The sequence below is a fragment of the Prauserella sp. PE36 genome, from assembly GCF_003311655.1.
Taxonomy (GTDB): domain Bacteria; phylum Actinomycetota; class Actinomycetes; order Mycobacteriales; family Pseudonocardiaceae; genus Prauserella_A; species Prauserella_A endophytica.
The window spans coordinates 190,889-205,343 of the sequence record NZ_QEQT01000063.1; the positions used below are offsets into that span (position 1 = coordinate 190,889).

The following is a 14,455-nucleotide window of genomic DNA, read 5'->3' on the forward strand; positions in this document are numbered from 1 at the left end:
GCCGTCACTGCCTGACGGCTTTTGGCAAGGCGATTCTCGCCTTGCGGATCTCCTCGATCAGCCGCGTCTTGCGCCGGTGGGTCTCCACGAGCCCGGCGAGGTAGGACCCGAACTCCTCGGAGGTCCCAGCCCGTTTGTGCAGTGTGCGCAGCCTGCGCAGCTGCACGGCGGCACGGGCGTAGGCCTGCGCGTCCTTCTGCGCGATGAGCTGCTCGACGTGGTCGCGGTAGGCGGGGGCCACCTCGGCGGGCGCGCGGCCGGCCGCGACCTTCCACGCCTCGTCGTCCCGATCCTCGGCGAGCAGCGCGGCCACGTCCACAGCGTCTGGTTCGGACTCGGGCCCGGGTTCCGGCGCCGGGACGCGCTGGGCTCGTTCCAGCGCGGCGACGAGCGGGCCCCTGATCCGACTGCCGTTCTCGTTCCCGAGCGCCTTCGCCGCGTGCGCGATGGCCTCGGTATGCCTGCCTGCCGCGCGCAGCACCCGCACGATCTTGAGGCTGACGTCGAGCCGCGGAAGCTGTTCGGAGAGCATGCGCACGACCGTGTCGACGTCACCGGTCACCTCGGCGTGCTCCTGGTTGAGCCGCTGCGCGGTGCGCCGCCTGCCGGCCGAGTCGTCGGCGACGGGCTCGGCCAGCACCTCATCCACAGTGGACTTCACGTGCGCGAGGCCCTTGTCCCCCAGAGGTTTCGCGAACGGGGTCAGCGCGATGTCCGGCCAGCCTGGTCGGCCGAAGGCCAGGCGCAGGATCCACTCCGCGAGCTCCTCCGGTGGCGGCGGGTGGGCCTCGCACGCCCGCGCGTAGAGCGACACCGCGCGGTCGAGCTGGTCGGCCGCCGCCCCGCTCGGCTCGTCCACGTCGCCGAGCGCCGTGATGATCTTGTCGACGGCCCTGCGCGCCAGTGGAGCCACGTCGGCCTGTGTGCCGCCGTCGAGCAGCCGCTGGAGCGTGTCGAGCACCGAAGCGACCTGTACCGACTCGGCAGCGGGAGCCGCGCCGTCGAGCAGGTCGCTGACCTGGGCCAGCTCGCCGTTCTCGGTCGCCTGCGCGCGAGCCAGCAACCGCCTGGCCAGCTCCGGGTCACGCTCGGCCTGCTCGCACAGGAGATCGGCGAGCACCAGCGCGTCCAGCGAACGGAGGTACGCACGCAGGTCCGATTGGCTCCTCACCCGCTCATCGTGTCATGCGAAGCACTCTCTTTGGTCACCGTGATGTGCCGATCGATCGCGGGCTGTGGTCGTCTCGGCGCCGGGATCACCACCTCGTCGAGCCTGCGCACGGCGACCGACCCCTGCAGGCGCAGAGCGTTCACGGAGCCCAGCGGGGTGCCGATGGGCGCAGACTTGATCGCGTCGAGGTCGCCGAGCAGGTACAGCCGCCTGCGCACCCGGGTGACGGCGACGCCGAAGGAACGTACCCGTTCGGCCCAGTCGTCACCGGTGAGATCCACGAGCACGGTGTCGAAATCGGTGCCGGGCAGGGTCCGCGCGGTGCCGACGGCGACGGCGAGCCGGTCGCGCACGGCCGCGAGCCACGCGTCCGCCTGCAGCCGGTTCGGGGCGACCACCGCGGTGCTCTCGCGCTCGGCTCCGGCCAGGAACCGGGCGATCGAAGCGTAGTCCGGCGAGGAGCCCCTGGTGTCGAGCAGCACCACCTCGGTGTCGATCCGGCCCGAGCCCTCCAGCACGTCGTAACCAGTGCTGTTGGCGAGCGCCCGCACGTTCGCGCCGTAGCGGTGCTGGCGCGTGAGCACGGCACAGCCGGGATGGGCCTCGGCGTCCTCGGGGGTGCGGATGCCGCAGTGGCCGAACGGCGTGGTGAGCGTCCAGCGGCGGACCTCGGGCAGGTTTCGGATGGCCTGCGGGCGCACGCGCGGGCCGGGGCGGCGGAAGTCACCGAACAGCACCGCCGTCTCGCGAGCCTGTGCTACCGCGAGGAGCACATCGGACAGCCGCGCGGAGCCCGCGTCGTCCACGAGCACCACGTCGAAGGGCTGCTCGGCGACGAAGCGCCTCGCGGCGGAGGCCCTGACGACCCGGCCGGTGAAGCCCGTCTCGTAGCGCCGCCCGTACGCCCGCTCGCCGAGCCACCACAGCCGTTCCTCCAGCTGCCCGCGCCTGGCGGCGCGGTCTGGGCTGCGGCCGCGTAGCTCCTCCCGCTTCGCGTGCACACCGGGCAGGTCCAGCCGGAGGCACTCGGCGTGGAAGCGATGGTCCTGATCGGACGCGACGCCCACCGAACGCAACTGGGCGATCCGGCCGCGCACGAGCTCCAGCCGCGTGTACGCCTCGGTCTCCTCGCGCGCGGCGGCGTCGAGCCGGTCGTGCGCGGCGGTCAGACCCTCCTCGATGCCGATGGCGTCGTCGTCGGTTAGCGGGTGCGCCTGCGCCCGGCAGTCCGCGATCAGCTCCTCGAGCCGGGCCCAGTCGGCGTCGGCGTCGCGCAGAGCCCTGCGGTCGGCGCGCCTGCCCCGGTAGAACCGCCTGCGGTTCTCCAGCCGGTCACTCAGCACGGACGCGGCGTCGGACACCGTCGCGAGCTGCGCGGACAACTCCCTGGCCTCGGCGAGCCGCGCGCGCTGGTGGGTCGAGTCGTGCCAGGCCTCGCGCGCCGCCCGCAGTTCGGCCTGCGCCGCGGCCAACTCCTCCGAAGCCTCGTCGTGCCGCCTGCGCGCCTCGGCGAACTCGGCCTCCAGCGACGCGGAGCGCTCGCGGTTCTCGATGCGCTGGCAGACGGCGAGGAAGGCGGCGTGGTCGTAGCCGGTGAGCTCGGCGTCCAGTTCGGCGAGCTGCTGCTCGACGGTGGTGATCTCGGCGAGGTGCTCCTGGATGACCAGGCGTTCCGCGTCGTGGCCGGGATCGATCGGCGCCTCGTCGGCCGCGGTCACCACAAGCACCCGCTTGCCGGCGCGAGCGAGGTCGGCGGCGGCGCTGTCGATCAGCGTGGTCTTGCCCGTGCCCGGCCCGCCCCACACCAGCCGCAGCCCGGGACGGAAGCACGCTCGGTAGGCGTCGCGGGCCCGGTCCAGTTCCCCGGCGGCGAGCTGGTCGGCGAGCGGGGCGTGCCCGAGTCCGCGCAGCTCGTGGGCCAGCCTTCGCAGCGACTCGTGCGCGCGCACCTGCCGCACCCACACGCGATCGCAGTCGGGTGGGAGCGGCCCGGGTACGCCGAGCCACAGCACGCCGCCCCTCAGCCGCGCCTTCGCGGGCACGGCGGGACCATGCCGAGGTCCCTCCGGTCCGGCGAGCCGGACGTCGTCGATGGGATCGACGCGCCGCCCCCGTACGTCGACGGCGTACTCGCCGTCGCCGGTCTGCCGGTACCGTCCCAGCTCGGTCCACTCGCCGCTCTGCCGGACGTGCTCGAGCTCCGCCTCGACCGCGCGAGCGGCCTCCTGCCGCCAATCGGCCATACCACCCCTCTCAATCCAGACCGAGTAAACCAAGAGTGCTGGTTTGGGTACAGAAAGTAATCCAAGAGTGTGATAGGCAGGGTGCCGTGACGCTCGACGACCTCAACCACCGGCTGCGGGAGTTCGCCGCCGCCCGCGACTGGGAACCCTTCCACACGCCCAAGAACCTCGTGATGGCGTTGTCGGGCGAGGTCGGTGAGCTGACCGCGCTCTTCCAGTGGCTCACGCCGGAGGAGTCGGTGAAGGCGCTCGACGATCCTCAGCTCAAAGCGGACGTTCTCGACGAACTGGCCGACGTGCTGCTCTACCTGACGCGCCTCGCCGACGTGCTCGGAGTCGACCTGCTCGACGCGGCGAACGCGAAGATCGACCGTAACGAGCTGCGCTTTCCCCGCTTGCCAACGGCCGATCAGCGCAATGCGCCGGATTCGCCGTAACGAAATCGGTCCGCGCCGCGAGAACCAGGCGAACCGGCCGATCACCGAGGAAGCGAGTCCATGGCGCACAAGCCGCCCGCGCACGCTGCCCGTGGAAAGCGCTCGTTCCTGTGGATCGGGCTCACGCTCGTCGTGTGCGCCCTGCTGTTCGGCATCAGCACGCTAGTCGGGCGGTCGAGCGTGGACGACACCTCCGACCGGTACGCGGCGCCGACCGACCTGCCGCCCGCGCCCACCCCGACCTATCGCGTCACCGACGTGATCGAGGGCGACCTGGTGCGCCTCGTGCCCGAGACGGGAGCCGCGATCACCCTGCGCGTGCGGGGCATCGACACCGCCCGCGCCGACGGCTGCCTCGGCAGGGAGACCCTCGCGTGGGCCACCGATCTCCTCGAGGGCGAGGAGGCGATCGTGGAATCGGTGGGGACCGGAGGCGGCAACACCCTCGGCAGGCTCATCCTCGCCGACGGGACCGACTACGCGGTCGCCGCGCTGGAAGCCGGCTACGCGATCCACGCCGGCGCCGACGTCAACAGCTCGTACGCGGGGATCCTGCGCGACGCGGAAGCGTCGGCCCGCACGCGGAATTCGGGAGTGTGGGCCCCGCCGTGCGAGGGCGACCTGGAAAGCCCGCCCACATCCGAGGCCCGGCCGACGACCACGACGACCGAGCCGTCGCCCGCCCCGCCGCCGGTGGTGGCCGAACCGGCTCCGCCCCCGCCGTCGCCGTCGCGCGAACCCGAACCGGAGCCCAAGCCTGAGCCGTCACGGGAGCCGGAGCCGTACTACGCCAACTGCCGGGACGTGTGGGAGGCCGACGCGGCTCCGCTGCACCGCTGGGAGCCCGGTTACCGCGAGGAACTGGACCGCGACGGCGACGGCGTGGCGTGCGACCGGGACCGTGAATAGCGGTCAGGCGAACTTGGTCTTGGGGCGCTCCTGCAGCTTCCCGTCCACGTAGACGTCCACCAGCTCGTCGGTGAAGGCGATCAGGCCCGCGATGCGCTCGCTCTCCGGCAGCGGCGTGCGGTAGGTCCAGGCCAGATCGGGCACCAGCTCGTCACCGGCACGCACCGAGAAGTACTGCGTGTCGCCCTTGTACGGGCAGCGCGTCACGCGGTCACTGGGCTCCAGCAGGTCGAGGCGCACGTCGACCTTCGGCAGGTAGTACCGCGTGGGCAGACCGGTCTCGAACAGCAGCTTCGGCGAGCGGGAGTCGGCCACGGTCACGCCGTTGACCTCGATGCGGACGTGCCGGGAGCTGGGCAGGATGTCGATACGCGTGTGAGGATCGCGAGGGTGGACGTAGACCTCCTCGTCCTCCTCGAACCAGGCGTCCATGGCGTCCCAGTCCAGGCGCACGTGGTCGCGCAGCTCGTCCAACGGGGACTCGGGGTAGTCGGTGACGGCGTCGATGGCTTCCCGCTCGCCCACCCTGAGCGTGGAGACCCGCCCCTCTCCGCGACTCGGCGACCGACGCGTCTGTCCGGTTGGGACGATCAACTCGGCGCGCACGTCCTCGCGCGGAAAGTAGTACGTGGGGTAGTACGGCACCTCCCACACCAGCAACGGTCGCGTGGTGTCGGCGACGACCTTCCCGGCAAAAACGGCGCGAACCCGCTTGGCGCCCCGCTCGGTCCGAACCCGGCCACGGCTCTCGGTGCTCATACGTTGTCGAACGTGAACCAAAGCGCGCTTATTTCCGCGCGTAACCTCGGGGTATGGCCATTGAGGTGTTGCTCGTCGACGATCACGAGGTGGTCCGGCGCGGGCTGCGGGACCTGCTGACCGACGAGCCCGACATCGAGGTCGTCGCCGAGGCGAGCACGGCCGACGAGGCGCTCGCCGTCGCCATGCACGTTGAGCCCGATGTGGCCGTTGTGGACGTCCGGCTCGGCGAGACCGAGACCGACGGCGTGGAGTTGTGCCGTGAGCTACGCGCCCGGCCCAACCCGCCGCACTGCCTGGTGCTGACGGCGTTCGACGACGAGGAGGCCATGATCGGCGCGATCATGGCGGGCGCCGCGGGTTACCTGCTCAAGCAGGTGCGCGGGCAAGACGTGGTCAACGCCGTGCGCGAGGTCGCGGCCGGGCGCTCGTTGCTCGACCCGGTGACCACAGCGCGTCTCCTCGACAAAATGCGCCACCCCGAGCCCGATCGGCTCGCCGAGCTGAGCGAGCGCGAGCGCAGCGTGCTGGAGCTGATCGGACAGGGCATGTCGAACCGCGAGATCGCCGAGCGCCTCTTCCTTGCGGAGAAGACCGTGAAGAACTACGTCACGTCCCTGCTCGCCAAGCTCGGCATGCAGCGCCGCACCCAGGCGGCGGCCTGGGTCGCCCGGCACGACGCGGGCAGGGGCGACTAGGCCGTGTCCTGACGATCCTCTGCCGCGCTGGCCCCGGGCAGGCGGCAACGGGATTGTCAGGACACGGCCTAACCCAGCGGGAGGTCGAAGGCCACGAGCGTGCCGAGGCTCGGCGAGGAGTTGATGAAGAACCTGCCGCCCGCCGCCTCGGCTCGCTCGGAGAGATGCCGCAGTCCGCGCTGGGCGACGTCGCGAGGTACGCCGCAGCCGTTGTCGCGCACCCGCAGTCGCACACCTTCCTTGTCTCGTTGGAGAGTCACCCTCGTCTCGCTCGCCCCGGAGTGGCGGACCACATTGGACAGTGCTTCGCGCAGCGCGGCGCGAATGTGGTCGGCCCGCTCGGCCGGGATGTCGGCGAGCTCGCCGGACAGTTCCAGGGTCGGCGGGTAGCCGAGCAGCTCACCGGCGATGCGCACCTCGGAGCGTGCGGACTCGGCGAGGTCGGTCGCGGCGGACTGGGGCTCGTGCGGTTCGGGCTCCGGCGAGCGCAGCGCCCGCACCGTGCCCCTGATCTCCTCGATTGTCTGGTCGAGCTGGTCGATGGCCTCGCCCAGCCTGGTGCCGTCGGCCCCGGCGAACCGCCTGCGCATGCGCCTGCGGACCCGGTCGAGCTGCATGCCCGCCGCGTAGAGGCGCTGCACGATCACGTCGTGCAACTCGCGGGCGATGCGCTCGCGCTCCTGGTAGAGCGTCACGCGGTGGCGGGCGTTGGCGCCCTCGGCGAGCGCGAGCACGATCCCGGCCTGGCTGGCGAACGCGGTCAGCATCTCCACCGTGCTCGCGGAGAAGGGCTCGGCGTCGCGGCGCCGGTAGACGGTCAGCACGCCGAGCAGGCGGCCGCCCTTGCCGAACGGGGCCGCGGCGAACGGTCCGTACGACCGGAGTTCCTCCGGCACGAAACGGGACGTGCGCGGATCGCTGGTGACGTCCTCTGCGACGATCGGTTGCCCGCCGGCCGCGACCCGGCCCGCCGCTGACTCCGCGGGCAGCACGAGCCCGAGCAGGCCCGCGGTGTCGGCGCCGTGGGCGGATTCGACGGTGACCCTGCCGTCATCGGCGCGCACCATGACGACGCCGAGGTCGGCGTCGGCGAGTTCGGCGGCGTGGCGCACGACGGAGCCGAGCACGGCGCCGGGGTCGTCGCCGGACAGCGCCGTCGTCGTGATCTCGGTGGCCGCGGACAGGGCTCGGGCGGCAAGGGTTGGTTCCATCAGCAGCATCAAGGTTATGCGCCTCCGTGAGCCATGGCCGCCTCCCGCACTGTGATCTGGCCTTCCCGGACCTCGAGCACCAGGTCGGCGCCGGCCACCTCCTCCGGCCGGTGCGTGACGTGCACGACGGTCTTGCCCGTGAGCGCGGTGTCCAGGTTGGCCAGCACGACGTCGGTGGTGGCCTCGTCGAGGTGCGCGGTCGGCTCGTCGAGCAGCACCAGGTCGGCGTCCTCGGCGGCGAGCAGGGCCCTGGCGAGCGCAAGCCGCTGTGCCTGCCCGCCCGAGAGCCCGGCGCCCGCACTGCTCAGCACGGTCGACAGCGGCAGTCCCGGCAGCCCCGCGGCGAGCAGTGCGGTGGTGAGCTGCTCGTCGGTGGCGTGCGGGTCGGCGAGCCGCAGGTTCTCGGCGACGGTGGTGGACACCAGCTGCGGCTCCTGTGGCGCCCACGCGACGCGGGCGGGCAGGCTCGCGTGCCCGCGCTCGGGTGGGAGGAAACCCAGCAGCGTCGCCAGCAGGGTCGACTTCCCGGCGCCCGACGGACCGATCACGGCGACGTGGCTGCCGGCCGGGATGTCGAGATCCACGTCCCTCAGCACGGGTTCCGGGCTGTCCGGCCAGCGCACGTCCACGCCGCGCAGGGTGATGGCGGCCCCGCCGTGCACCACGCGGTCGCCTGGCTCGGGAACCTCGCGGTCCCAGAGCCGCGCGAGCCGGGCCTCGGCCTGCCGCAGCGAGTCCCAGTGTTGCGCGGCGGGCGGCAGGAGTGCGAGCACCTCGGCCAGTGCGAGCGGCACGAGCGCGAGCAGCGGCGTCACCACGGGGTCGAGTGTTCCGGCCGCGACGGCGCGGGCGGCGAACCACGTGCTGACCACAGCCGCGCTGCCGGTGGCGAGCGTGATCACGGCGTCGGCGGCACCGGCACCCAGCGCCTGCCTACGTGACACCCGCGCCAACGTCGCGTCGGCCGCGGCGAGTTCGGTCCGCCGAGCCCGGTGGGCGCCGAACGCGACCAGCTCGGCCGCCGCGTCGAACAAGCCGAGCACCTGGGTGGCGACGGTGCGACGGCCCGAGGACAGCGTCGAGGTCGCCCGCCGTTCCACCGCGAGCGCGAGCGCCGGAGCGAGCACGGCGGCGACGAGCGCCGCCACAGCGAGCGCCACCCCGGCCTCGGGCAGCACCGCGGCCTGCACGGCACACGCGGCGAGCACCACCGCGGCCGCGACGATCGGCGGCGTGATCACGCGGGGCAGCAGGTCGCGCACCGTGTCGACGTCGGCGACGAGGCGGCGCTGGCCTTCGCCTTCGCGCAGCCCCAGCGTGTGTGCGGGGCCGAGGCGCACAAGTGCCCGCCACAGCCGGACCCGCAGCCGCGCGGCGACCCGGAACGCGGCGTCGTGGGTCACGAGCCGTTCGGCGTAGCGGAGCCCCGCGCGGGCGAGGCCGAACGTGCGCACGCCGACCACCGCGACGGTCAATGTGAGGATCGGCGGCTGCTGCGACGCCTTGGCGATCAGCCAGCCAGAGGTGGCCGTGAGCGCGACACCGGCGATCAGCGCGGCGGCCCCGAGCGCGGCACCGGCCAGGAACCGGCGACTGACCACGTTCCGCAGCCGAGCATGCCCGCCAGGGCGGTCGTTCTTCGGCACCCCACGACCGCCCTGGCGAACGTCGGTGAGCTCCTCCCCCGCGTCGAGGGCGGAGCGATCATGGGCGGCGATCACCACGGCGGCACCCTCGCGCTGGGCCTCCCGGACCGTGGCGAGCACGCGCTCGGCGTTCACCGCGTCGAGGTGGGCCGTCGGCTCGTCGAGCAGAAGCAGCCACGCACCGGCCCGCACCCGCAGTAGCGCACGGGCCATGGCGACGCGTTGCCGCTGCCCGGTGGACAGGTGACTCACTGGCTCAGCCACCAGACCACTCAACCCGAGCCGGGCGAGCACGTCGTCGCGGTCGAGATCGTCCGCGCCGGGTGCGGCGAGAGCGAGTTCGTCGCGCACGGTGCCGCCTGCGAACGCGGGTGACTGTGGCACCCACGCGACCGAGTCACGCCATGCCGACATGTCGACATTTTCGAGTGGTGTCCCGTCGACCGTGACCGTTCCCGCGTCGGGCCTGGTGAAGCCGAGGAGCACGGAAAGCGTGGTGGTCTTGCCCGCGCCGCTGGGCGAGCGGAGCCAGAGGGTGGAGCCGGGCCGGACGGTGAACGACTCGCCGTCTGGCGCGTAGCCGTCCCTTCTGCGGACGCGCAGGCCGCTGACGCGGACCTCCCCGCGGCGCGGCGGCTCCGTTCCCTCGGGTGCGGCGGGTTCGGCGAGGACGTCCGCGACCCTGCGGACGGCTTCGACACCGTCCTCGCTGGCGTGGAAGGCGGCGCCTGCAGTGCGCAGCGGCTGGTAGCACTCGGGCGCCAGAATAAGCACGCCGAGGCCGATGGCGAGCGACAGATCGCCGGAGACCAGCCGGACGCCGATGACCACGGCGACGAGCGCCACCGACAGCGTCGCGGCGAGTTCGAGCGCGAAGGCCGACGAGAACGCGACCCGCAGGGTGGACAGCGTGGTCCTGCGGTGCCGGTCGCTGACCCGGCGCACGGCCTCGGCCTGTGCCTCGGCGCGACGGAAGGCGGCGAGCACGGGCAGCGCGCGCACGAGTTCGAGCAGGTGACCGGAGAGACGCTGCAGTGCGTCGGTGGCCGAGGAGACCTGGTCGGCGGTGTACTTGCCGATCAGGATGGCGAACATCGGCAGCAGCGGCAGGGTCAGTGCGATGAGGACGGCCGAGGGCCAGTCGGCGACGAGCACGGCGGCGCCGACGCCGACCGGGATCACGGCCGCGGTGACGAGCGCGGGCAGGTACTCGGTGAAGTAGGCGTCGAGCGCGTCGAGGCCCTTGGTGGTGAGCGCCGTGAGCTGGCCTGGCCCCCGGCGGGCGATCCATTCGGGACCGAGGCGCAGCGCGTGGTCGACGACCTTGGAGCGCAGTTCCTCCTTGGCGCCCGCGGCGGCGCGGGCGGCGACCACGCGGATGCCCCAGCCGACGAGCGCGCGGGCGAGTACCACGCCGAGCAGTGCGGCGAGCGCGCCGGCGTGGCCGCCGGTCCTTCCGGCGACGACGGCCGCGAGCACTGAGGCGAGCAGGAACGCCTGCGCGACGAGTGCGGTGGCGTTGAGCAGTGCGAGCACCCCCGCTAAGGCCAGCGCCCGGCGCGCCGAGGCCGAGAGGGCCGGCAGCGCGCCGAGCGGACCTCTTCCCGTCCGCAGTGCGTCCACTCTGGACACATAGGCGGAAAGGGGTGTGCGGACGGGAAAGTTCATCGGGGCACGTGCACCTTCGGGATGTGCTGGGTGCCGATGCGCCTGCGGAACACCCAGTAGGTCCAGCCCTGGTAGACGAGCACGGCCGGCGCGCCGAACAACGCGACCCAGCTCATGATCGTGAGCGTGTAGGGGCTGGAGGATGCGTTGTCGACCGTCAGCGAGTTCGCGGCGTCCAGTGTGGACGGAAGCACGTCGGGGTACAGCGCGCCGAACAACACGACCGCGGCCGACACGATGACCACGCCGAGCGCCGCGAAGCCCTGCCCCTCCCTGCCGAGGGAGAGGCGCCACCACGCGACGAACGCGGCGGCGGCGGAGACGGCGAGCGGGACGAGGGTCCACGCCGACCCTTCCCGCCACTGCACGAGCAGCATCAGGGCGACCACGGGCAGCAGCGCGAAGGGCAGGATACGGACGGCGAGGCGCCGAGCGCGCTGGCGTATGTCGCCGTCGGTCTTGAGCGCGAGGAACGCGGCGCCGTGTACGAGCGAGAAGCCGACGACGGCGAGCCCGCCGAGCACGGTGTCCCAGCGGACCGACTCGAACGCCGTGCCGACGCGGTCGCCGTCCGCGTCCAGCGGCAGGCCGAGCACCGAGGTGCTGAGCAGCAGTCCGACGCCGAACGGCGGGATCCACGAGCCGATCATGATCACGCGATCCCAGTTGCGCCGCCAGCGAACGGAGTCGACCTTGCCGCGGTATTCGAACGCGACCCCTCGCCCGATCAACGCGAGCAGGACGAGCAACAGCGGCAGGTAGACCGCCGAGAACAGGCCCGCGTACCAGGCGGGGAACGCGGCGAACATCGCGCCGGCCGCCACGATGATCCAGACCTCGTTGCCGTCCCACACCGGGCCGATCGTGTTGATCATGACGCGCCGCTCGGTGTTGTCGCGGCCCAGGATCGGAAGCAGCATCCCGACGCCGAAGTCGAACCCCTCGAGGAAGAGGTACCCGGCGAAGAAGAGGGCGACGATGCAGAACCAGACCGTCTCGAGGTCCATCAGCGCGGCCCTCCGACCGATGTTTCAGGTGAAACCAGATTTCCCCAAGTTGTGCACAACAGCCCGAGTTGTCCACAAATTGCTGGCAAGACCCCGTGGATACCTTCGAACTGGGTAGGCTGGCAGCGGGGTCGCCCCCCAGGGAGGGTGGGGGGTTGCCTACGGAACCCGAACATCGTTTCCCTCCTCCTCAGTAGGCGAACGCGAGCGCGTCGTCGTCGGTTTTGTCGGCTCCCTCGCCCTCATCGGGCTCCGGTTTCTTCGGCGGCATCACTCCTTCGACCCCGCCGCGGACGTACTTGGCGATCAGGAACACCTCCACCACCGCGAGCACCGCGTACAGCGCCGTCAGCGAGATCAGCGACGTCCACACCTCGCCCGTCGACACGTTCGACACGGCCTGCGCGGTGAACATCCACACGCCGTCCACGCCCGTCGGGTTGGGCACCACCACGAACGGCTGCCGCCCCATCTCCGTGAAGATCCACCCCGCGCTGTTGGCGATGAACGGCGTCGCGATGCTCAGCAGGGCCACGCGGGGGAACCACTTCGTGTCCGGGATCTGCCCCTTGCGCGTCAGCCACAGCGCGAACACTCCGACGGCGGCCGACAAGGCGCCGAAGCCGATCATGATCCGGAAGCCCCAGTACGTCACGGGCAGGTTCGGCACGTAGTCGATCGGCTGGCCGGCCAGCTCACCGAGCGCCGGGTCGTCCGGGTAGTGCGTGCCGTACCGCTCCTGATACTCGCCCACCAGGTCCTCGATGCCCTTGACCTCCGTGTCGAAGTCGTTGTGCGCGAGGAACGACAGCAGCGCGGGCACCGAGAACGTCTTCACGTTCTCGCAGTTGGCGTCCCGCACGTCCCCCACCGCGAGGATCGAGAAACTCGCTGGCCGCTCGGTGTGGCACAACGCCTCGGCCGAGGCCATCTTCATCGGCTGCTGCTCGAACATCAGCTTGCCCTGCACATCGCCGGTGACCGCCAGCGCTGCGAAGGCCACCACGCCGGTCCACGCGCCGAGTCGCAGCGACGAGCGCCACACCTGGCGGTCCTCGTCCTGCTCGCGCCGCTTGCGCCACAGCCGCCACGCCGCGATGCCCACCAGGAAGGCGGCCACCACCGAGAACGCGCCCGCGATCGTGTGCGGGATCGCGGCCAGCGCGGTGTTGTTGGTCAGCACCGCCCAGATCGAGGTCATCGTGGGCCTGCCGTCCACGAACTCGGCGCCCACCGGGTGCTGCATCCACGAGTTGGCGGCCAGGATGAAGTACGCCGAGGCCACCGTGGCCAGCGAGAACGCCCACACGCACGCCAGGTGCACCCGCTTCGGCAACCGGTCCCAGCCGAAGATCCACAATCCGAGGAACGTCGACTCGACGAAGAACGCGACCAGGCCCTCCATCGCCAGCGGCGCCCCGAACACGTCGCCGACGAAGCGTGAGTACGCGCTCCAGTTCATGCCGAACTGGAACTCCTGGACGATGCCGGTGACCACGCCCATCGCGAAGTTGACGAGCAACAACTTGCCCCAGAACTTCGTCATCTTCAGATAGCGCTCGTTACCGGTGCGAACCCACGCCGTCTGCATGCCGGCGACCAGAATCGACAGACCGATTGTGAGCGGCACCATAAGAAAGTGGTAGACGGTCGTGATGCCGAACTGCCACCGCGCCAGATCCAGGACCTCCACGTATCCGACTCTCCTCCCGCTGACCCCCTCCTTGTCAGGTCCCGTGGTCCTGACCTGCATGGGACGTTGGTCCCACCCGGAGACGAGGGCGCGCCGCGAATTGCTTTTCGGTCCACCGAAGAAAATGATGAGACACGCCTGGAAATTGTTCGTCCGCTACCGAAAAAGGCGATTCGCAATCCCCATCAGCTAGGCATTTAACTACCTACCCTTTATCGTGGAAGAAGAAAAGGGGTGAGAATTTCCGATGTCCTCCGCACTGCTGGCCTTCATCGCGACGTTCGCGCTGGTCGTGGCCGTGGAACTGCCAGACAAGACCACGGTGGCGACGCTGGTGCTGACCACGCGTTACCGGGCGCGTGCGGTGCTCACGGGCGTATCGGTCGCGTTCGCCGTGCAGGCCGTCATCGCGGTCGCATTCGGCAGCGTGCTCACCCTGCTTCCCGACCAGGTCGTCTCACTCCTCGTCGGCGTCCTTTTCGGTGTCGGCGCCGCGATGCTGCTGCGCGAGGGCTACCGCCAGGGCGAGGACTCCGGGCAGGACGCGGCCCGGCTCGGCAAAGCCCCGGTGCCGTTCCACCGCGCCGCGCTCACGTCGTTCGCGGTGATCTTCGCGGCAGAGTGGGGCGACGCCTCCCAGCTCGCCACCGCCGGCCTCGCCGCCCGCTACAGCGAGCCGGTAGCGGTCGGCCTCGGCGCGTTCCTCGGCCTGGTCGCGGTCGCCGCGCTCGCCGTGTTCCTCGGCGGCAAGATCCGCAGCAGGCTGCGGCCCCGCCTGATCCAGCGCTGCGCGGGGTTCGTGTTCGCCGCGTTCTCGGTGTTCGCGCTCGGCTCGGCGCTACTGGGCTAGGTCGTATCCGACAGCCCGGCTGCCGGTCGCCCGGCAGAGGATCATCAGCCGCGACCTAGTGCCCTCCGCCGGAAGTCTGTTGCTTGAGCCGGTGGATCCAGGTTCCCGCTGGCAAGGCGCGGGGTTCGTACTGGGCCGTACTTGGGCGGACCGGCAACGCAGC

At 71.4% G+C, this 14,455-nt stretch carries 11 protein-coding genes; 4 read left to right on the forward strand and 7 right to left on the reverse strand.

What is annotated here, in order from left to right; translation table 11 throughout:
* Positions 1-4: 4 nt before the first annotated feature.
* Together DI005_RS16660 and DI005_RS16665 are read right to left on the reverse strand one after the other, a co-directional pair.
* Positions 5-1,171 carry a hypothetical protein gene (locus DI005_RS16660; RefSeq protein WP_113642735.1) on the reverse strand — a complete coding sequence of 389 codons (1,167 nt, stop codon included), beginning with the start codon at positions 1,169-1,171 and terminating at the stop codon, positions 5-7.
* A complete protein-coding gene (locus DI005_RS16665; RefSeq protein WP_112266085.1) occupies positions 1,168-3,414 on the reverse strand; it encodes an AAA domain-containing protein in 2,247 nt (748 codons plus the stop codon). The genes DI005_RS16660 and DI005_RS16665 overlap by 4 nt, the downstream gene beginning before the upstream one ends.
* An 86-nt stretch (positions 3,415-3,500) precedes the next feature.
* Between DI005_RS16665 and DI005_RS16670 the strand changes: the two genes are divergently transcribed.
* Positions 3,501-3,851 carry a nucleotide pyrophosphohydrolase gene (locus tag DI005_RS16670; RefSeq protein WP_112266083.1) on the forward strand — a complete coding sequence of 117 codons (351 nt, stop codon included), beginning with the start codon at positions 3,501-3,503 and terminating at the stop codon, positions 3,849-3,851.
* A gap of 60 nt (positions 3,852-3,911) precedes the next feature.
* Positions 3,912-4,760: a thermonuclease family protein gene (locus DI005_RS16675; protein WP_113642736.1), complete on the forward strand. Its 849-nt coding sequence runs from the start codon at positions 3,912-3,914 to the stop codon at positions 4,758-4,760.
* Between the two features lie 3 nt (positions 4,761-4,763).
* Here DI005_RS16675 and DI005_RS16680 read toward each other — a convergent pair whose 3' ends face one another.
* Positions 4,764-5,519 carry a DUF427 domain-containing protein gene (locus DI005_RS16680; protein WP_112266079.1) on the reverse strand — a complete coding sequence of 252 codons (756 nt, stop codon included), beginning with the start codon at positions 5,517-5,519 and terminating at the stop codon, positions 4,764-4,766.
* Between the two features lie 53 nt (positions 5,520-5,572).
* Here DI005_RS16680 and DI005_RS16685 point away from each other — a divergent pair, with 53 nt between their 5' ends.
* Positions 5,573-6,217 carry a response regulator transcription factor gene (locus tag DI005_RS16685; RefSeq protein ID WP_113642737.1) on the forward strand — a complete coding sequence of 215 codons (645 nt, stop codon included), beginning with the start codon at positions 5,573-5,575 and terminating at the stop codon, positions 6,215-6,217.
* Between the two features lie 68 nt (positions 6,218-6,285).
* On the opposite strand, the gene DI005_RS16690 is transcribed toward DI005_RS16685, so the two are convergent.
* From DI005_RS16690 to DI005_RS16705, 4 genes are all read right to left on the reverse strand, one after another.
* Complete coding sequence (locus DI005_RS16690) at positions 6,286-7,428, reverse strand: GAF domain-containing protein (protein ID WP_113642786.1); 1,143 nt, start codon at positions 7,426-7,428, stop codon at positions 6,286-6,288.
* Between the two features lie 14 nt (positions 7,429-7,442).
* Positions 7,443-10,742: a thiol reductant ABC exporter subunit CydD gene (gene cydD, locus DI005_RS16695; protein WP_113642738.1), complete on the reverse strand. Its 3,300-nt coding sequence runs from the start codon at positions 10,740-10,742 to the stop codon at positions 7,443-7,445.
* Positions 10,739-11,749, reverse strand: a complete 1,011-nt coding sequence (gene cydB, locus DI005_RS16700; RefSeq protein ID WP_112266071.1) for a cytochrome d ubiquinol oxidase subunit II — start codon at positions 11,747-11,749, stop codon at positions 10,739-10,741. Before cydB ends, cydD begins: the two co-directional genes overlap by 4 nt.
* Before the next feature lie 190 nt (positions 11,750-11,939).
* Complete coding sequence (locus DI005_RS16705; protein ID WP_113642739.1) at positions 11,940-13,442, reverse strand: cytochrome ubiquinol oxidase subunit I; 1,503 nt, start codon at positions 13,440-13,442, stop codon at positions 11,940-11,942.
* A gap of 247 nt (positions 13,443-13,689) precedes the next feature.
* On the opposite strand from DI005_RS16705, the gene DI005_RS16710 reads away from it, so the two are divergent.
* Positions 13,690-14,292, forward strand: a complete 603-nt coding sequence (locus tag DI005_RS16710; RefSeq protein ID WP_112266067.1) for a TMEM165/GDT1 family protein — start codon at positions 13,690-13,692, stop codon at positions 14,290-14,292.
* Positions 14,293-14,455: the final 163 nt, after the last annotated feature.